Annotated in this window: 17 protein-coding genes; 15 read left to right on the top strand and 2 right to left on the bottom strand. The window is 71.0% G+C overall.

The features are described 5' to 3' along the window. The first annotated feature begins 8 nt into the window (after positions 1–8). The 6 genes from QTI51_RS12945 to QTI51_RS12920 all read left to right on the top strand — a co-directional run bounded on the left by QTI51_RS12945 (position 9) and on the right by QTI51_RS12920 (position 6,103). Positions 9–1,808, top strand: a complete 1,800-nt coding sequence (locus tag QTI51_RS12945; RefSeq protein ID WP_503011518.1) for a branched-chain amino acid ABC transporter ATP-binding protein/permease — start codon at positions 9–11, stop codon at positions 1,806–1,808. Between the two features lie 82 nt (positions 1,809–1,890). Next, on the top strand, positions 1,891–2,622 hold the full coding sequence (locus QTI51_RS12940; RefSeq protein ID WP_116910047.1) for an ABC transporter ATP-binding protein: 732 nt from the start codon (positions 1,891–1,893) through the stop codon (positions 2,620–2,622). After that, positions 2,612–4,201: an ATP-dependent acyl-CoA ligase gene (locus QTI51_RS12935; protein ID WP_286513947.1), complete on the top strand. Its 1,590-nt coding sequence runs from the start codon at positions 2,612–2,614 to the stop codon at positions 4,199–4,201. Before QTI51_RS12940 ends, QTI51_RS12935 begins: the two co-directional genes overlap by 11 nt. A 77-nt stretch (positions 4,202–4,278) precedes the next feature. Further along, a complete protein-coding gene (locus QTI51_RS12930; protein WP_286513945.1) occupies positions 4,279–5,055 on the top strand; it encodes an SDR family NAD(P)-dependent oxidoreductase in 777 nt (258 codons plus the stop codon). Beyond that, positions 5,052–5,582 (top strand): MarR family winged helix-turn-helix transcriptional regulator, encoded by a 531-nt coding sequence (locus QTI51_RS12925; protein ID WP_116910050.1) that lies wholly within the window; start codon positions 5,052–5,054, stop codon positions 5,580–5,582. The genes QTI51_RS12930 and QTI51_RS12925 overlap by 4 nt, the downstream gene beginning before the upstream one ends. 2 nt (positions 5,583–5,584) lie before the next feature. Next, a complete protein-coding gene (locus QTI51_RS12920; RefSeq protein ID WP_286513937.1) occupies positions 5,585–6,103 on the top strand; it encodes an acyl-CoA thioesterase in 519 nt (172 codons plus the stop codon). Between the two features lie 38 nt (positions 6,104–6,141). Here QTI51_RS12920 and QTI51_RS12915 read toward each other — a convergent pair whose 3' ends face one another. Beyond that, on the bottom strand, positions 6,142–6,399 hold the full coding sequence (locus QTI51_RS12915) for a hypothetical protein (RefSeq protein WP_286513934.1): 258 nt from the start codon (positions 6,397–6,399) through the stop codon (positions 6,142–6,144). A gap of 182 nt (positions 6,400–6,581) precedes the next feature. On the opposite strand from QTI51_RS12915, the gene QTI51_RS12910 reads away from it, so the two are divergent. The 7 genes from QTI51_RS12910 to QTI51_RS12880 all read left to right on the top strand — a co-directional run bounded on the left by QTI51_RS12910 (position 6,582) and on the right by QTI51_RS12880 (position 12,451). Continuing rightward, entirely contained in the window at positions 6,582–7,007 is a 426-nt protein-coding gene (locus QTI51_RS12910; RefSeq protein WP_286513931.1) for a hypothetical protein, read from the top strand. Positions 7,008–7,085: 78 nt separating this feature from the next. Next, positions 7,086–7,649, top strand: coding sequence for a hypothetical protein (locus QTI51_RS12905; RefSeq protein WP_286513930.1), 564 nt, complete (start codon positions 7,086–7,088; stop codon positions 7,647–7,649). Beyond that, the gene (locus QTI51_RS12900) at positions 7,646–8,875 is read left to right on the top strand and encodes a PrsW family intramembrane metalloprotease (protein WP_286513927.1); all 1,230 of its coding nucleotides are present in this window, start codon (positions 7,646–7,648) and stop codon (positions 8,873–8,875) included. The genes QTI51_RS12905 and QTI51_RS12900 overlap by 4 nt, the downstream gene beginning before the upstream one ends. Positions 8,876–8,911: 36 nt before the next feature. Further along, complete coding sequence (locus QTI51_RS12895) at positions 8,912–10,207, top strand: helix-turn-helix domain-containing protein (protein WP_286513923.1); 1,296 nt, start codon at positions 8,912–8,914, stop codon at positions 10,205–10,207. A 46-nt stretch (positions 10,208–10,253) separates the two neighbouring features. After that, positions 10,254–10,997, top strand: coding sequence for a Vgb family protein (locus QTI51_RS12890; protein WP_286513921.1), 744 nt, complete (start codon positions 10,254–10,256; stop codon positions 10,995–10,997). Between the two features lie 35 nt (positions 10,998–11,032). After that, positions 11,033–11,842, top strand: coding sequence for a DUF899 domain-containing protein (locus QTI51_RS12885; protein ID WP_286513918.1), 810 nt, complete (start codon positions 11,033–11,035; stop codon positions 11,840–11,842). Positions 11,843–11,872: 30 nt separating this feature from the next. Continuing rightward, positions 11,873–12,451, top strand: coding sequence for a hypothetical protein (locus QTI51_RS12880; protein ID WP_286513916.1), 579 nt, complete (start codon positions 11,873–11,875; stop codon positions 12,449–12,451). 47 nt (positions 12,452–12,498) lie between these two features. Here the strand turns inward: QTI51_RS12880 and QTI51_RS12875 are convergent, their stop codons facing one another. After that, positions 12,499–13,272: an AraC family transcriptional regulator gene (locus QTI51_RS12875; protein WP_286513914.1), complete on the bottom strand. Its 774-nt coding sequence runs from the start codon at positions 13,270–13,272 to the stop codon at positions 12,499–12,501. A gap of 102 nt (positions 13,273–13,374) precedes the next feature. Here QTI51_RS12875 and QTI51_RS12870 point away from each other — a divergent pair, with 102 nt between their 5' ends. Then, entirely contained in the window at positions 13,375–14,607 is a 1,233-nt protein-coding gene (locus QTI51_RS12870) for an MFS transporter (protein ID WP_286513911.1), read from the top strand. 319 nt (positions 14,608–14,926) lie between these two features. Beyond that, on the top strand, positions 14,927–18,073 hold the full coding sequence (locus tag QTI51_RS12865; RefSeq protein WP_286513907.1) for an autotransporter outer membrane beta-barrel domain-containing protein: 3,147 nt from the start codon (positions 14,927–14,929) through the stop codon (positions 18,071–18,073). The last annotated feature ends 16 nt before the right edge of the window (positions 18,074–18,089 follow it).

Genomic DNA, 18,089 nt, shown 5'->3' with positions numbered 1-18,089 from the left:
GCCCGAACCTGAATCCGAACCGCAAACGCATGGCGTGGGTGGCCGGCGTCGTCGTCGTGCTGGCGCTGGTGCCGGTGGTGGCGGGCAGCTTCACCGTCTCGCTGCTCAACGACATCGGCATCGGCGCGCTGGTGGCGCTGGGGCTGGTGCTGCTCACGGGCGTGGGCGGCGCCACGTCGTTCGGGCAGGCGGCCTTCGTGGGCATCGCGGCCTATGCCACGGCCTGGCTCACGACCACGCAGGGCATGTCGCCATGGATCGGCCTGCTGTTCGCGCTGCTGCTCACGGGCCTGTCGGCGCTGGCCATCGGCATGCTCACGCTGCGCCTGGGCGGGCACTTTCTGCCGCTGAGCACCATCGCGTGGGGCCTGTCGATCGCGATGCTGTTCGGCAACGTCGACGCGCTGGGGCGTCACACGGGGCTGTCGAACATTCCGGCGCTGCAGGTCGCGGGCTGGTCGCTGGCCGACCCGCGCGCGATGTACTACCTGATCTGGGTGGTGGTGGGGCTGGCCTGCCTGTTCAGCCACAACCTGCTGCAGTCGCGCCCCGGCCGCGCGATTCGCGGGCTGCGCGGCGGCGCCACGCTGCTGGCGAGCGTGGGGGCCGACGCATACCGCGTGCGGCTGTCGCTGTTCGTCACGGCCGCGCTGTTCGCGGGGCTGGCGGGCTGGCTCTACGCGCACATGAACCGCTTCGTGAGCCCCTCGCCTTTCGACGTGCGTGCCAGCATCGAGTACCTGCTGATGGCCGTGGCCGGCGGGCTCGGGCAGCTGGCGGGCGCGCTGGTGGGCGCCGCGCTGGTGCTGGTGCTGAAGAACGGCCTGCAGGACGTGCTGCCCATGCTCACTCAGCGCGCCGGCCAGCTGGAGGCCGTGGCCTTTGCGGCGCTGTTCATCCTGCTGCTGCACTTCGCGCGCGGCGGCGTGATGGGGCTTTTGCGCGGATGGCGGCGGCGCTGGACGCAGCGTCGTGGCACCACGCAGGGGCCGTCGCGCCACGACGCGGCGCCGGTCGCGCCGCTGGCGCACCGCACGCTGCCCGAGCGGGGCTCGCAGGTGCTGTCGGTGAACGGCGCGGTCAAGCGCTTCGGCGGGCTGGTGGCGGTGAACGACGTGAGCTTCGACGTGAAGGCCGGCGAAATCGTCGGGCTCATCGGGCCCAACGGCGCGGGCAAGTCGACCATGTTCAACCTGCTGACCTGCACGCTGCCGATGAGCGCGGGCCAGGTGCGCTTCCTGGACCACGACATCGCGGGCATGCCGCAGCGCGCGGTGGCGCGCCTGGGGCTGGCGCGCACCTTCCAGCACGTGAAGCTGCGCCCGCACATGAGCCTGCTGGACAACGTGGCGCTGGGCGCGCATTCGCGCACGCGCTCGGGCATCCTGAAGGCGGGGCTGCGGCTGGACCGCGCGGAAGAGCAGCAGATCTTGCAGGAGGCGCAGCGCCAGCTCGACCGCATCGGCCTGGGCGACCGCGCGCACGAGCTGGCGGGCAGCCTGCCGCTGGGCACGCAGCGCATCCTGGAAATCGCGCGCGCGCTGGCCGCCGACCCGGTGCTGCTGGTGCTCGACGAGCCCGCGGCCGGCCTGCGCCGCAAGGAAAAGATGGCGCTCGGCGACCTGCTGCGCAAGCTGCGCGAGGAGGGCGTGACCATCCTCATCGTCGAACACGACATGGACTTCGTGATGAAACTGGTGGACCGGCTGGTGGTGATGAACTTCGGCTCCAAGCTCGTGGAGGGCGTGCCGTCGGCGGTGCGCGCCGACGAACGTGTGCAGGCGGCGTACCTGGGGAGCGTCGTATGAGCGCCGCACGGCCGCCCCAAGGCGCAGGCCCCCTTCAGGGGGAAGGAGAAGTACACGAAGTGACGAGCCTGGGGGAAACGAAATGACAGCGATGCTGGAAATTGGCGACCTGCACGTGTCCTACGGGCAGGTGGAGGCGGTGCGCGGCGTGTCGCTGGATTTGCAGCCGGGCCAGATCATCTCGGTGATCGGCCCCAACGGCGCGGGCAAGACCACGCTGCTGGCCGCGGCCATGGGCCTGCTGCCGTGCAAGGGCACGCTGCGCTTCGAGGGCGAAGACCTGCAGGGGCTGGACGTGGAGGCCCGCGTGGAGCGCGGCCTGTGCCTGGTGCCCGAGAAGCGCGAGCTGTTCGGCGAGCTCACCGTGCTCGACAACCTGCAGCTGGGCGCCTACGCCAAGCGCCTGCGCGGCGATGCCATGAAGAAGCGGCTGCAGTCGGTGTACGACCGCTTTCCGCGGCTGGCCGAGCGCAGGTCGCAACGCGCCGACACGCTCTCGGGCGGCGAGCGGCAGATGCTGGCCGTGGGGCGCGCGCTGATGTCCGCGCCGCGCCTGCTGATGCTCGACGAGCCCAGCCTGGGGCTGGCGCCGCTGATCGTGCGCGACATTCTCACCATCGTGCGCAAGCTGCGCGACGACGGCGTGTCCATCCTGCTGGTGGAGCAGAACGCGCGCGCCGCGCTCGAAAGCTCCGACCAGGGCTATGTGCTGGAAACCGGCGAGATCGCGCTGTCGGGTGCTTCGGCCGAACTGGCCAGCGACCCGCGCGTGCAGGCCACCTACCTGGGCGGAGGCACGCACGATGACGAATGACCCGCGCGCCGTGCCGCCCGCGCAGCGCACGCTGCCCGACATGCTGCGGCGGCAGGCCGCGTTGTTCGGCGCGCGCGGGCTACTGCGCATCGCTGGCCAGGCGTGGACGCATGCCGATGCGGCGCAGGCGGCGGCTGTGCGCGCCGGTGCCTTGGCGGCCGCCGGCGTGGCGCGCGGCGACCGCGTGGCCGTGATGTGCGGCAACCGCATCGAGTTCGTCGAGAGCTTCCTGGGCGCGGGCTGGATGGGCGCGGCGGTGGTGCCGGTGAACACGGCGTCGATGGGGCCGCAGCTCGAGTACTTCCTGGTCGACAGCGAGGCGAAGCTGCTGGTGATCGAGGCGGGCTTCGTGGAGCGGCTGGCCACGGCCGACCTGTCACGCACCGCGTTGCGCGAGATCTGGGTGGTGGGCGACGCGCCGGCCTTGGGGTGGCAGGCGCCCGCCGGCGTGCGCGTGGTGCCGTACCCGCAAGGTGCACAGCCTGCGGAGCCGGCGCCCGTGCAGCCGGGCGACCCGATCGCCATCCTCTACACCTCGGGCACCACCGGTCCGGCCAAGGGCGTGGTGTGCCCGCACGCGCAGTACTTCTGGTGGGGCGTGAACAGCGCGGAGGTGCTCGGCGTGGGCGCGCAGGACGTGCTGTGCACCACGCTGCCGCTGTTTCACATCAACGCGCTCAACACCTTCGCGCAGGCCGCGCTGACGGGGGCCGAGGTGGTGTTCGAGTCGCGCTTCTCGGCCTCGGGCTTCTGGCCGTCGATGCGCGCGAGCGGCGCGACGGTGGTGTACCTGCTGGGCGCGATGGTGCCCATACTGCTCGCGCAGCCCGAAGGCCCCGGCGAGCGCGGGCACCGCGTGCGCATCGGCCTCGGGCCCGGCGTGCCGGCGGCCGCGGGCGCTGCTTTCAAGGCGCGCACCCGCGTGCACCTGCTGGAGGGCTACGGCTCCACCGAGACCAACTTCGCCATTGCCACCGCGCCGGATTCGCCGCGCGGCGGCGTCATGGGTTGGCTGCGCCCGGGCTTCGACGCGCGCGTGGCCGACGAGGACGACGTGGCGCTGCCGCCGGGCGAGGCCGGCGAACTGCTGTTGCGCGCCGACGAACCCCACGCCTTCGCGAGCGGCTACTTCAACATGCCGCACAAGACCGTGGAGGCCTGGCGCAACCTGTGGTTCCACACCGGCGACCGCGTGGTGCGCGACGCCGACGGCGCCTTTCGCTTCGTCGACCGCATCAAGGACGCGATTCGCCGGCGCGGCGAGAACATCTCGTCCTTCGAGGTCGAGCAGGTGCTGCTGAGCCACCCGGGCGTGGGTTCGTGCGCGGTGTACCCGGTGCGCTCCGAGCTGGCCGAGGACGAGGTGATGGCCGCGCTGGTGCCGCGCGAAGGCGCGCAGGTGGACCCGGCCGAGCTCGCGCGTTTCTGCGAAGGGCGGCTGCCGTACTTCGCGGTGCCGCGCTACATCGACGTGCTGGCCGACCTGCCGCGCACCGAGAACGGCAAGGTGCAGAAGTTCAAGCTGCGCGAGCGCGGCGTGGGGCCGCGCACGTGGGACGGCAAGCCCGCGAGGGCCTGAGCGGGCGGCTCGGGGCGGCTCGAGACAGGCCGCAGGGAGCGTTGCGTTAAAATAATTCAGAACTAAACCATTCAGGTATGCAAACAAATTCACTGACCAGCCGCCATGCCCTCGTGACCGGTGCCGCGCGCGGCATCGGCGCCGAGATTGCCCGCACCCTGGCCGCCGAAGGCGCCGTGCTGACGCTGCTGGGCCGCGACCGCGAGGCCCTGCAGCGCGTGGCCGATTCGCTCATCGGCAGCGGCCACGGCGTGGCAACGGCCGACGTGGCCGACCCCGACGCGGTGCAGACCGCCTTCGCCGAGGCGCGCGCGGCGCGCGGGCCGGTCGCGGTGCTCGTCAACAACGCGGGCGCCGCCGAGAGCGCCCCCTTCTTGAAGACCTCTTTCGAACTCTGGCAGCGCATGCTGTCGGTCAACCTCACCGGCAGCTTCCTGTGCGCGCAGGCCGCGCTGCCCGACATGCTGGACACCGGCTGGGGCCGCATCGTCAACATCGCCAGCACCGCGGGGCAGAAGGGCTACGCCTACGTGGCGGCCTACACCGCGGCCAAGCACGGCGTGGTCGGCCTCACGCGCTCGCTGGCGCTGGAGGTGGCGCGCAAGGGCATCACCGTGAACGCCGTGTGCCCGGGCTACACCGACACCGACATCCTGCGCAACAGCGTGGCCAACGTGGTCGGCAAGACCGGGCGCAGCGAGGCCGACGCGCTGGCGGAGTTCTCCAGCGTGAACCCGCAGAAGCGCATCGTGCAGCCCACCGAGGTGGCCGATGCGGTGCGCTGGCTGTGTGGCGAGGGCGCCGCGTCGGTCACGGGCCAGTCGATCTCGGTGTCCGGCGGGGAAGTGACATGACGCGCGGCGACGCATCGCACGCCGCGCTGAGCGACGCCGAAGAGCTGGGCCACGAGGCCCGCGCCGGCCACGAAGACCACGCCATGCTCAAGCTGTGGCTGCGCATGCTGGCCAGCACCACGCAGATCGAGGCCGAAATCCGGCGCCGGCTGCGCGAGCGCTTCGGCATTTCGCTGGCGCGCTTCGACTACATGGCGCAGCTCTACCGCTACAAGGACGGCCTGAAGATGCGCGTGCTCTCGCGCTACCTGATGGTCACCGGCGGCAACGTCACCGGCCTCACCGACGAGCTGGAGCGCGAAGGCATGGTGGCGCGCGCGCCCAGCCCCGACGACCGCCGCGCGTGGATCGTGAGCCTCACGCCCGCCGGCCGCCGCACCTTCGAGACCATGGCCAGCGAGCACGAGCAGTGGATCCTGGAGATGTTCTCGGGGCTCGACATGAAGACGGTGAAACAGCTGCACACGCAGCTGGGCCTGCTGCGCGTGCATGTGATGCGCGGCGAGCCTTCGGGAGAGGAAGGCTGAGCATGAGCGAACAAGGCATCAGCAGCGAAAGCCAAGGCGACAGCCAGGGCGACAACCAGGGTGACTCGGCCGCGCACGTCGACCTGGCCGCCCCCAGCAGCGAGTTCCGCCGCCCGCGGCTGATTCGCTTCTCGGACTGCGACCCGGCGGGCATCGTCTTCTACCCGCAGTACTTCGTCATGCTCAACGGCCTGATCGAAGACTGGGTGAACGACGGCCTGGGCCTCAGCTACCACGGCCTGGTCGCGCAGCGCCGCATCGGCCTGCCGACCGTGAAGCTCGACGTGGCCTTTCGCGCCGTGAGCCGCATGGGCGACGCAGTGACGCTGGGCCTGGCCGTGCAGCGGCTGGGCTCGCGCTCGATGACGCTGGCGGTGCGCTGCTTCGGCGCGCAGACCGGCGAAGTGCGCATGCAGATGACGCAGGTGATCGTGACCACTTCGCTGGAAACGCACCGCGCCATCGCCATTCCGCCGGACATGCGCGCGGCCATCCTGCGCGACGCGCCCGAGCTGGGCTAAGGGCGGGTGGCCTGAAGGCCGTTGCCTGGTTGCGTGGGCTACGTGAGCGTGCCTGGCACCGTGTCCTCGAAACCGAGCTTGAGCTTGGCGATCTTTTCCCGGCCGGCATCGGTGATGGCCAGCACCGTGGCGGACTCGGGCAGCACGCTGCGCTCCCTGCCGAAGAAGTCCGGCTTGATCTCCGCGTGCAGCAGGCCGACGGCGGCCAGCCTGGAGATGCGGACGATCTCGGTCTTGTTCCGCGTCTCCAGGGGAAGAGATGCGGTGTCGAGCTGGCAGAGGTAGTCGAGCGGCATGGGATGAATTCGTTAGTTTCGCTATTCTCCAAAAATGTGAACTTTAGTGCAACGAATTAAAGAATTGAATGTGAAAGTCGAGGCTGACAGCTGACACGACAGTGCAACGGTCGGCCACAGAATGAAGGCCCTCATCACCTCGAGCGCCCGACACGACAGACACCGTCGAAGGCGCCCCGCCCATGCTGACCTGCGCAATCCAGAAGACCGGCTACGACTACCAGCAGACCGACCCCCAGGGCGCAACCGACTTGGTCGCCTTCATGGCCGCCATCGATGCCTTTCCCTGGGCCGAGCAGCACCGCGAGTGGGACGAGCAGCAGGACGGCCCCTTGCCCGCCGTGGTGCTGCGCAACGAGCCCGACCGGCGCGAGCTGTGGGTCACGGCGCTGGGCAGCGACCGCGCGGGTAGCTACCAGTTGCAGGCCGTGTCGATGCAGATGCGCAAGGGCTTCTTCGGCAAGGCCAAGCTGGAGCAGGACGCCACGGTGGTCGACGCGCGCAGCCGCGCCGAGGTCGACCGGCTCTGCGAGCTTTTCTGCGACGGCCAGTACGAGGCCTTCGACCGCGAAGTGGCCCGGCTCGTCGCGCGCGACAGCGACGACTAGAGCTGCCGCCCGCTCAGCGCGGGGAGGCGAGGCAAACAGGGCCCCTGCGGCCCCGGGCCCGTATGGCACGATCCGCGCATGCATGAGCCGTCCCGCCGTATTCCGTATCGCACCTGGCCCGGCGCGTTCGCCCTTCTCCTCGCCATTGCCGTCTACGTGGGCGGCCTCGTTTTCTGGGACCGCCACACGCCCGGCAACCGGCCGCTGGAAGCCGGCGAAACGGTGGCCGTCGGCCAGGCCCGCTTCACGCCCGCCGAAGGCTGGCAGATGGACGTGTCGCGCTCCAGGGCCGGCCGCTCGCTCATGCTGTTCAAGGGCGCGCACAAGTTCCTCGTCACCACGGGCCAGTGGGCGGGCGGCGCCGACGGGCCCATGGTGCGGCAGCAGCGGCTCATGGAGCGCGGCCAGGGCCTGACCATCGAAGGGGACGTGTCCGACTTTGTCACCTCCTGGGGCCTGCAGGGCAAGACCTTCGCGTACTACGGCGCCAAGCTGGCGGGACGCTTCTGGCAGGTGGTCGACCAGCCGCGCAAGTCGCTGGTGCAGATCGATTTCTACGGCGCCAACGACGGGCTGGAAGAAGCGCAGGCCGACGCCCGGCGCATGCTCGACTCGATGGACCTGGAGGCGGAGGCCGAATGAGCACGCCTGTCTTCGAGCAAGAACAGGGCGATGCCCTGCAGGACCACGGGCAGGGTCAAGGCGTCTGGCCGGTCGGCACCGACTCCTTCTTCCAGCCGCGGCGCGCGGCCTTCTGGGTGCTGGCGGCGCTGATCGTCAATGGGCTGTTCTACACGGTGCACATGTTCTCCATGGGGTTCCGGGTGGTGCCGGTGACGGCGTTTCTCGGACTCCTGGCGTGGGGCTTGTACACGCTGTTTTTCTGCCTGGCCTTTCGCACGCTGGACCTGCTCGAACAGCACCCGCCCGAGGGCTACGTGCTGGCCTTTGCCTGGGGCGGGCTGGGCGCGGTGTACTTCGCGGCGCCGGCCAACATCGCCATCCAGAGCCTGTGCGCCAAGCTGGTGTCGCCCGAGTTCGTGGCGGTGTGGGGGCCGGCCATTGCGGGGCCGGTCACCGAAGAGTTCCTGAAGCTCGCGGGCGTGATCCTGCTGGTGCTGGTGGCGCGCAACCAGTTCGAAACGTACCTGTCGGTGCTCATCGTGGGCGCGATGGCGGGGCTGGGTTTTCAGGTGATCGAGAACCTGAGCTACACCGTCAACGCGTCGATGCACTTCCCGCTGGAAAACCAGGTGTACCCGGTGCTGCTGAACCTGCTGACGCGCGGCCTGCTGAGCGGCCTGTGGAGCCATGCGGCCTACACCACCATCGCCTCCTTCGGCGTGGCCTGGTACCTGCTGCACCCCGAGCGCTCGAGGGCGGTGCGCATCGCGGTGGCCTTCCTGTGCTTCGCGCTGGCGTGGGCCATGCACTTCGTGTGGAACTCGCCGTGGCTGGAAGACCTGTTCGACGGCGGCTACGGCCAGATGGCCATTCTTCTGGCCGTGAAGGGCATTCCCGTGGTGATTGCGGCGGGCATCTTCTGGCGCGTGGCCGCGCGCGAGAACGGCGCCTACCTGCACGCGCTGGCGGCGTGGTTCGTGCCGGAGCGCGAGCTGATCCGCGACGACGAATGGGTGCGCCTGGGCGACCCGCTGGCGCGCTACAAGGTGCGCCGCGACATGGGCTGGCGCTTCGGGCTGCGCGCCCGGCGCCTGAAGGCACAGCTGCAGCGCGAGCAGATGCGGCTGATCCGCAAGGCCGCAACCTATGGGCGCGGCGTGCAAACGCTGCGCCACGAGGTCGCGGTGCGGCGCCTGCGCGCCAGGCTGGAGCCGCTCATTGCCGCGGCGCCCGCGCAGGCCTGAGCCGGTCCACACGACGAAGCCCGACACGCTTTCCGCATGGACTCGCTCATCGCCGCCTCCGCCCGCGCACTGGCCGCGGGCGATGCGCTGGGCGCGCTCAAGCGCGTGGCGCTGCGCGACGATCCGCCCGCGCTGGCGCTGCGCGGCATCGCGATGGCGCAACTCGGCGAGCTCACCCGCGCGCGCGAGCTGTTGCGGCGCGCCGCCAGCGGCTTCGGCGCGCATGAAGAACTGGCGCGCGCACGCTGCGTCGTCGCCGAGGCCGAGGTGGCACTGGCGATGCGCGACCTCGGCGGCACTCCACGCGCGCTCGAAGCGGCCGCCCATGCGCTGGAGGCGCGCGCTGACCATGCCAACGCGCTGCAGGCGCGGCTGATCGCGGCGCGCCGGCTGCTGCTGCTCGGGCGGCTCGAAGCGGCTTCGGCCGCGCTGGCACGGCTCGACGCACGCGGCCTGCCGCCGGCCTTGGCCGCCGTGGCCGAGCTGAGCGCCGCCGAGCTCGCGCTGCGTTCGCTGCGCATTGACACCGCACGCACCGCGCTCGCGCGCGCCCAGGAGGCCGCCGAGCGCGCCCGCGTGCCGGCGCTGCTGGCAGAGGTGGCGGAAATGCGCGCCGTGCTCGAGCGCCCCGCCGCCCGGCGGCTGTGCCGTGGCAGCGAGCAGGTGCTGCGGCTCGACGAGGTGGCGGCGCTGCTCGGCTCCGGCGCGCTGGTGGTCGATGCCTGCCGCCGCGCGGTCGGAACAGGCAAGGGTGCAGAGGCCACCTGGCAGTCGCTCGCCCGGCGGCCGGTGCTGTTCGCGTTGGCCCGCGCGCTGGCCGAGGCGTGGCCCGGCGACGTCGAGCGCGAGGCGCTGATTGCCGACGCATTCCGCACCCGCCACCCCGACGAAACGCACCGTGCGCGCCTGCGCGTCGAAATCGGCCGGCTGCGCGCGCTGGTCAAGCCCATGGCGCGCGTGGAGGCGACGCCGCGCGGCTTCGCACTCGTGCCGCACGCCTCAGGGTTGGTGCCGCACGCCCCGGGGTTGGTGCCACACGCCGCGGGGCTCGTGCCAGGCGGCACGCGCGACGTGGTCGTGCTCGCGCCGCCCATCGACGGTGAGCAGGGCGCGCTGGTGGCGCTGCTGTCCGACGGCGCGGCGTGGTCGACCTCGGCGCTCGCGCTGGCGCTGGACGCCAGCCAGCGCACGGTGCAGCGCGCGCTGGCCGAGCTGGAGGCCGAGGGCCGCGTGCGCGCCATCGGCCAGGCGCGGGCGCGGCGCTGGCTGGCGCCGCCGCTGGCGGGATTCACGACGATCTTGTTACTCCCCGCTGCGCTGCCTATTGAATAGAGTTGTCTCCAGGCGCCGATCCACGGCGCACCACCAGGAGCCAACGATGACCTGCAACACAACCACGGACAGCCGCGAGGCCGCCTCCTTCGCTTCAGACCTCTCGGAATCTTCCGCCCCGTGCCAGGCCGCGGAAATCGTGCGCGAGTACGGTCCCTTCGCCCGCAGCGACAGCGATAGCGGCAGCGGCACCGAGACCGGCAGCGTGAACGGCGTCACCCACGACGGCCAACGCGTCTGGGCCGCGCTGGGCGCGCAACTGCTCGCCTTCGACCCCGCCAGCGGCGAACCCGTGCGCACGCTCGACCTCGCCTGCGACGCCGGGACCGCCTTCGACGGCAAACACCTCTACCAGATCGCCGATTCGCGCATCGACAAGATCGACCCCGCCAGCGGCGCCGTGCTGGCGTCGATTCCGGCGCCCGGCCGTGGCGGCGACTCGGGCCTCACCTGGGCCGAGGGCAGCCTGTGGGTGGGCGCCTACCGCGACCGCAAGATCCACCAGGTCGACCCCGAGACCGGCGCCGTGGTGCGCACCATCGAGTCGACCCGCTTCGTCACCGGCGTCACCTGGGTCGACGGCGAGCTGTGGCACGGCACCTGGGAAGGCGACGACAGCGACATCCGCCGCATCGACCCGAACAGCGGCGCCGTGCTGGCGCGCCTGCAGATGCCCAGCGGCGTGGGCGTGAGCGGGCTGGAGTCCGACGGGGCCGACCTGTTCTATTGCGGTGGCGGCGGCAGCGGCAAGGTGCGCGCGGTGCGCCGGCCGAAGACGGCGCGGACCTGATCCCGCCGGCATTCATCTGTCACAGGAGCAACACCATGAACACCACCATGACCGAAACAGGTACCGCCGGCCACGCCGTCGTCTCGAACGAGCGCTGGCTGGCCGAACGCCGCGCGCTGCTCGCGCGCGAGAAGGAACTGATGCGCCTGCACGACGAGCTCGCCCGCGAGCGTCGCGCGCTGCCGTGGGAGCGCGTGGACAAGCCCTATGTGTTCGACACGCCGCAGGGCCCGCGCACGCTGGCCGAGCTGTTCGGCGGCCGGCGCCAGTTGCTGGTGCAGCACTTCATGCTCGGCCCGGACTGGGCCGAAGGCTGCCCGAGCTGCAGCTACATGGCCGACCACGTCGACGGCATGAACGTGCACCTGGCGCAGCGCGACATCCAGTTCGTGGCCGTCTCGCGCGCGCCGCTGGCGCAGATCGAGCGCTTTCGCGCGCGCATGGGCTGGCGCTTCGACTGGGTGTCGTCGCACGGCAGCGACTTCAACTTCGACTTCGGCGTGAGCTTCACGCCCGAGCAGCTCGCGGCCGGGCCGGTTGGCTACAACTACCGCATGCAGTCGTTCCCGGGGCAGGAGGCGCCGGGCGTCAGCGTGTTCTACCGGAAAGACGCAGACGGGACGAACGACGCGGCCAGCGCCGGCGACGTCTTCCACACCTATTCCACCTATGGCCGCGGCGTGGAAGTGATGATGGGCGCCTACGCCCTGATGGACCTCGTGCCCGAGGGGCGCGGCGAACGCGAGGTGCCGCACAAGATGGAATGGGTGCGCCACCACGACCGCTACGCGCCGGCCGAGGGCGATGCCAAGGCGGCGGCCGGCGCCTGCTGCTCGCACCGCTGACGCGCAGCAACCTCGGCCTGTGAGACCTTCATGGCAAACCTGTGGCCATGGCTGGCGGTCGCCGGGGTCGGCGCGCTGCACGGGCTGAACCCGGCCACCGGCTGGATGCTCGCCGCCGCCGTGGGGCTGCGCTCGCGCGACCGGGCGCAGGCGCTGCGCGCGCTGCTGCCCCTCGCGCTCGGGCATGTCGCGTCGGTCGCGTGCGTGGCCGCCGCGGTGGTGCTCGGGCTGTCGATGGACCGGGTGCTGCTGCAGACGGTGGCGGGCGTGCTGCTGGTCGGCGTGGTGGGGTTGCACCTGGCAAGGCGCAGGGTGGGGCACATGCCGGGCCGGGCCCGTGGCGCCTCGGGCCACGCAGGCCTGGCAGGCCACGCGGGCCTGGCGCTCTGGTCTTTCATGATGTCCACCGCCCACGGCGCCGGCCTGATGCTGGTGCCCGCGCTGGTCCCGTTGTGCATGGGCGATGCGGCGGCGACGCGGCCGTTCGGCGCATCTGGCTCGCTGCTGCTGGCGCTCGCTGCCGTTAGCGTTCACTCCGCGGCGATGCTCGTGGTGACGGGGCTTGTCGCTCTCGGGGTGTGCCGCGGTGTCGACGCGGGCGCCGGCTGACTGCGGTTCTTCGCGAGAGCCCGCGAACCGGCGTTCAAGGCAACGCGTCAGCGGTAGAAGTTCGAAGGCGACGTCTTGAAGTGCCGCTTGAACATCGCGGCGAACGCGCTCGGGCTGGCGTACCCGCAGTCCAGCGCCACGTCGATGAGCTTGTCGCCCTCGGCGATCTTGCGCAGCGCGTGCAGCAGCCGCGCCTGCTCCCGCCATTGTGCGAAGGTCATGCCCGTCTGCTTCGCGAACAGCCGGTGCAGGGTTCGCTCGGCCACGCCGATCGAGCGCGCCCAGTCGGCCGCGCTCGATGCGTCCGAGGGCCGTCTCGACAAGGCATCGCAAATCGACCGCAGCCGGGCGTCGACGGGCATCGGCAGATGCAGCGGAATGGTGCTGGACACCCGCAGCTCGCAGACCAGCAGGTCCAGCAGCAGGGCGTCGCGGCCCTCGACGGCCTCGGTCGGCGAGATCCTGACCGCCTCGACCAGCAGCTCGCGCAGCAGCGGCGACACGTTGATGACGCAGCTGTCTTGCGGAAGGCTCGCGATCTTGCTCTCGTCGATGTAGGCGGTGCGCATCAGCACGTCGCCGGACATCGTCACGCTGTGCCGCAGCCCCGCGACCATCCACAGCGCCCGGTTCGGCGGCACGACCCAGGAGCCCACGTCCGAGTGCACCACCATCACGCCATCGGTCGCGTACAGCAGTTGCCCCCTCGGGTGGGTGTGCCAGCCGGTGGACGAGCCCGTGGGCCACATGCTTTCCATCACCGCGATGGCGCGTGGCAGGTTGTCGTAGTGCTGGTGCTCGTCCGTTGGATGCGGGTGCATGGCAGAAACTCTACAGCCACTGGCAGATCAGCGCGTGACTGCCTTTTCGCTTCGCCTTACGCTTGGGTTTTTGCCTCTTTCGCCGGTGTCGCCGGCATGTTCATGACTGTGAAATCTGCAACCCTCGGCGCCGCCGCTGCGCCGCTCATCGAGCCGAAAGCCCACGGCTTTCTCTTGCCCATTGTTGGTGGCGCGGCCTTCGCCCACCTGCTCAACGACCTGATCCAGGCGATGCTGCCGTCGATCTTTCCGTTGCTGAAGCAGAACTTTTCGCTCAGCTTCGGGCAGATCGGCCTCATCGCCCTCGTGTACCAGGTGACCGCCTCGCTGCTGCAGCCCTTGGTGGGCATGTACACCGACAAGCACCCGAAACCCTACCTGCTGCCCTCGGGCATGGTGATGACCTTGATAGGCGTTGCGCTGATCGCCGTCGCCGGTTCGTTCCCGATGCTGCTGGTGGCGGCGGCTGTGGTGGGCGTGGGTTCGGCCACCTTTCACCCCGAGGCCTCGCGCATCGCGCGCCTGGCGTCGGGCGGGCGGTTCGGCACGGCGCAATCGACCTTCCAGGTGGGTGGCAACACCGGCAGCGCCATCGGGCCGCTGCTTACGGCCGCCATCGTCATTCCGCACGGGCAGGGCGCGGTCGCGTGGTTCATGCTGGTGGCGGTGCTTGCGATTCTTGTGCTGTACCGCCTGACCGGCTGGGTGGTGCACCACGGACAAGCGAAGGCGAAAAGCCTTGCGCGCAGCCATGGTGAAGGCCTGTCGGGTCCGCAGATGATTCGCGCCGTGGTCGTCATCTGCATCCTGATGTTCGCAAAGTTCGTCTATATAGCGTCTTTCACGAATTACTTCACGTTCTATCTCATCGAGCGCTTCAACCTGAGCGTGCAGCAAAGCCAGCTGTGCCTGTTCATTTTCCTGGCCGCGGTGGCCGCCGGCACCTTCGCCGGCGGACCGGTGGGCGATCGCATCGGCCGCAAGGCGGTCATCTGGATCTCGTTTCTCGGCGTCGCGCCGTTCGCGCTCGCGCTGCCATACGCGGACCTGTTCTGGACGGCCGTGCTGGCGGTTGTCGTGGGCCTGGTGATGTCGTCGGCGTTTGCGGCGCTCGTGGTGTACGCGCAGGAGGCGGTGCCCGGCCGCGTGGGGCTGGTCTCGGGCCTGATGTTCGGCTTGATGTTCGGCATCGGCGGTATCGGCGCCGCCGGGCTTGGCGAACTGGCGGACGTGAAGGGCATCGTGTGGGTCTACGGCGTCACCTCGTTCCTGCCGCTGTTGGGGCTGGCGACCGCGTTTCTTCCCACGCCAGGGAAAAAGCCCCGGCCGGACTGAGCGAGGCCGGCGGGCACCGAAGACGCCGCCGAGGCGTCTCCCCAAACTGAGTACTTTTGCACCCATCGAGAAACATCGGTTACTTCTCGAAGCAGTTCAGGGTAGATGCCTCACAAGACCGTCATCTGCGACCCAACGCGAGTGAAAACGGGCCTTCCCGGGGACTCGGGAGGTACCCGTTATCGGGCATATCGCCAGTTGCTACGCGTACTTACATTTTTGACTTGCAAATTCGAAATCACGGCGTGTGGAGGAGCAAGCCATTGCTGTCGCACGTGGGCGCCTGCCCGATCAGGTAACGAAGGAACAAGTTGAAGCCATGAACAAGATTTTTCGGACCCTCTGGAATCCCACACTCGGCACCTGGGTCGCCGCCCCCGAAATCTCGCGCGGTCACGCGCGGTCTTCTTCGAAGTCTTCGTCCGGCACGCGTGCCGTGGCGATGGCCGTCGCGCTGGTATGCGCCGGGCCCGCATTGGCCGCGGGCGGCGCGGGCGGACAGCCCGTGGGCGAGCCGATGCTGCATGCGGGCGCCGGCGGCAGCGACGGCAACGGCGGCAGCGGCGGCCTCAACGATTCGACGTTGGGTGCCAGCGGCGGCAACGGCGGCGCTTCGACGCCGGCCGGTGTCTTGGCCGGCAGCGACGCGGTAAAGGGCACCTTCGCGAATGCCACGCCGGGCACCGGCGGTGCCGCAGGCACCACCAGCACCGCCGTGAGCCCGGGCGTGTTCCAGGGCGACAACGGCGCCGTGGGCCAGTCGCAAACCGGCGGCTTCGGCGCGGGCGATGGCTACGGTGGCGGCGGCGGCGGCGGCTTCCAGGGCGCGACGATTCCCACCAACACGACCTCGTCCACCGACAGCTACACCGGCGGCAACGGCGGCGCGGGCGGCCAGGGCTACTGGGCCGCGGGCGGCGGCGGTGCCGGCGGCTACGGCGCGATCCTGAACGGCGCGCTCGCCAGCTTCACCCACTCCGGCCCGGCCGTGGGCGGCGTGGGCGGCGCGGGCGGCGACGCCTTCTCGCAAGCCGGCGGGGGCGGCAGCGGCGGGGGCGGGTTCTATCTGAACGCGGCCACGCAAGGGCTCACCTTCACCAACCTCTGCCTCATCGCCGGTGGCGCAGGCGGCGTGGGCGGTGCCGGTGGCACCACGCTCACGCCCGCCCAGCTCAATGCGTCCGGCGGCGGCGGCGGCGCGGGCGGCATCGGCCTCACGCTGGCCGGCAGCGCCATCACCGTGAACAACGCGGCGCGCATCCTCGGCGGTGCCGGGGGCGCGGGCGGTGACGGCGGCGGCGGCGCCACGGGCAACGGCGCACCGGGCGCGGGCGGAGACGGCGGCATCGGCCTCTCGTCGCAGGGCGCCGGCGGCGCGGTCAGCAACACCGGCACCATCGCGGGCGGTGCAGGGGGCGCGGGCGGCCTCGCCAGCAACGGGGGCGCGGCGGGGGCAACGGGCGCGGGCGGCGTCGGCCTGCTGGGCTCGAACCTGGCGGTGACCAACAGCGGCACCATCGCCGGCGGGCTGGGCGGCGACGGCGTCACCCGCGCGTCGGCGGTCGAGTTCACGGCCGGCAGCAACAGCCTGACGCTGCAGACCGGCGCCGTGCTGACGGGCGCCATCGCCATCGACCCCGGCGCCACCGCCAGCGTCATTGCCGGCTCCGACGGGCTCACGGTGGGCAACGCCCTGCTGCTGGGCGGCACCGGCACCATCGACACCAACGGCAACAACCTGAGCTGGACCGGGCCCATCTCGGGCGCGGCCGACCTCATCAAGGCCGGCGCGGGCGTGCTCACGGTGAGTGGCGCCAACACCAACTCCGGCGCCACCAGCGTCGCGGCCGGCACCCTGCGCGCCGGCGCGACCAACACCTTCAGCAACGCCAGCGCCTTCAACGTGGCCAATGGCGCCACGCTCGACCTGGCCGGCTTCAGCCAGACCGTGGCCTCGCTCACCAACAGCGGCACCGTGTCGCTGGTGGGCACGGTGCCCGGCACCACGCTCACCGTGAACGGCCCGTGGGTGGGCAACGGCGGCACCCTGCGCCTGGGCACCGCGCTGGGCACGAGCACCAGCGTGAGCGACCGGCTGGTGCTCAGCGGCGCCACCGCCATCGCCAGCGGCACCACCAACGTGCAGATCGTCAACCTGGGCGGCCTGGGCGGGCTCACTGCCGGCAACGGCATCGAGGTGATCAGCGCCATCAACGGCGCGACCACCACCGCGCAGACCACCCGCAGCGCCTTCACCCTGGCCGGCGGCCACGTCGATGCCGGCGCCTACCAGTACCGGCTGTACGCGGCGGACGCCAGCGGCGCGGGCGAGAACTGGTACCTGCGCTCGACCGCGACCGTGACGCCGCCCGGAGGTGGCACAGGCACGGGCACGGGCACCGACCCCGGCACGCCCCTCGGCGCGGGCACCGGCGCGGGAACGGGGGCCGGCACCGGCACTGGCACGGGCACCGGCTTCGGCGGCATCGCTGTGCCCACGTACCGCAACGAAGTGGCGCTGTACGCCGCGCTGCCCGAGCAGGTGCGCCAGGCCGGCCTGGCGATGCTGGGCAACCTGCACCAGCGCGTGGGCGACGACGGTGCCAGCGGCGCCAACACCGCCTCGCCCGACCAGGGCTACCGCCAGGCGTGGGGCCGCGTCATCAGCACCGACCGCACCATCGGCCAGTCGGGCACCGTCAGCCCCACGAGCGAAGGGCGCCTCACGGGCTTCCAGGCCGGCACCGACCTGTGGGCCGACCCCAACTGGCGCGTGGGCGTGTACGTCGGCCAGCTCGACGGCACCATGAGCGTGACCGGCTTCGCCGGCGGCCTGCAGAACTACGGCGTGGGTTCCACCGACCTGCGCAACCAGTTCCTGGGCGCCTACGCCACCTGGAAGAACGACAGCGGCCTGTACGTCGACGGCGTGCTGCAGGCCGGGCGCCACCGCTACACCGCGCTGCCCACGCTGGGTTTCGCCAGCTCGGGCAAGGGCAACAGCCTGCTGGCGTCCATCGAGGTGGGCCAGTCGTTTCCCCTCGCGGAAAACTGGAGCATCGAGCCGCAGCTGCAGCTGGTGCACCAGCGCGTGAACCTGGACGACACCGGCATCGTCGGCGCCCTGGTGCAGCAGAACAGCCACGACGGCTGGCTGCTGCGCGCGGGCGTGCGCGTGAAGGGCGAGATCGCCACCAGCGCCGGCCTGCTGCAACCGTATGTGCGCGTGAACGTGTACCGCAGCGGTAGCGGCTCCGACGTGACCCGCTTCGTCGGCCCCGCGGCCTACACCGACATCGCCACCGCCACCGGCGGCACCAGCACCGAGCTGGCCGGCGGCGCCACCCTGCACCTGACGCAGAGCACCAGCCTCTATGCGGAGCTGGGCAAGCTGTGGTCGTCGAGCGGGGACGCGCGCATCAAGAGCGGGGTGAACGCGAGCGTGGGTGTGAAGGTGCGGTGGTAGGTGGGGCGATGACAGC

Source organism: Variovorax sp. J22G73 (assembly GCF_030317035.1).
In the GTDB taxonomy this organism is placed as follows: Bacteria; Pseudomonadota; Gammaproteobacteria; order Burkholderiales; family Burkholderiaceae_C; genus Variovorax.
Note: the sequence above shows the minus strand (reverse complement) of the source record. Positions and strands in the feature narration are given on the sequence as shown.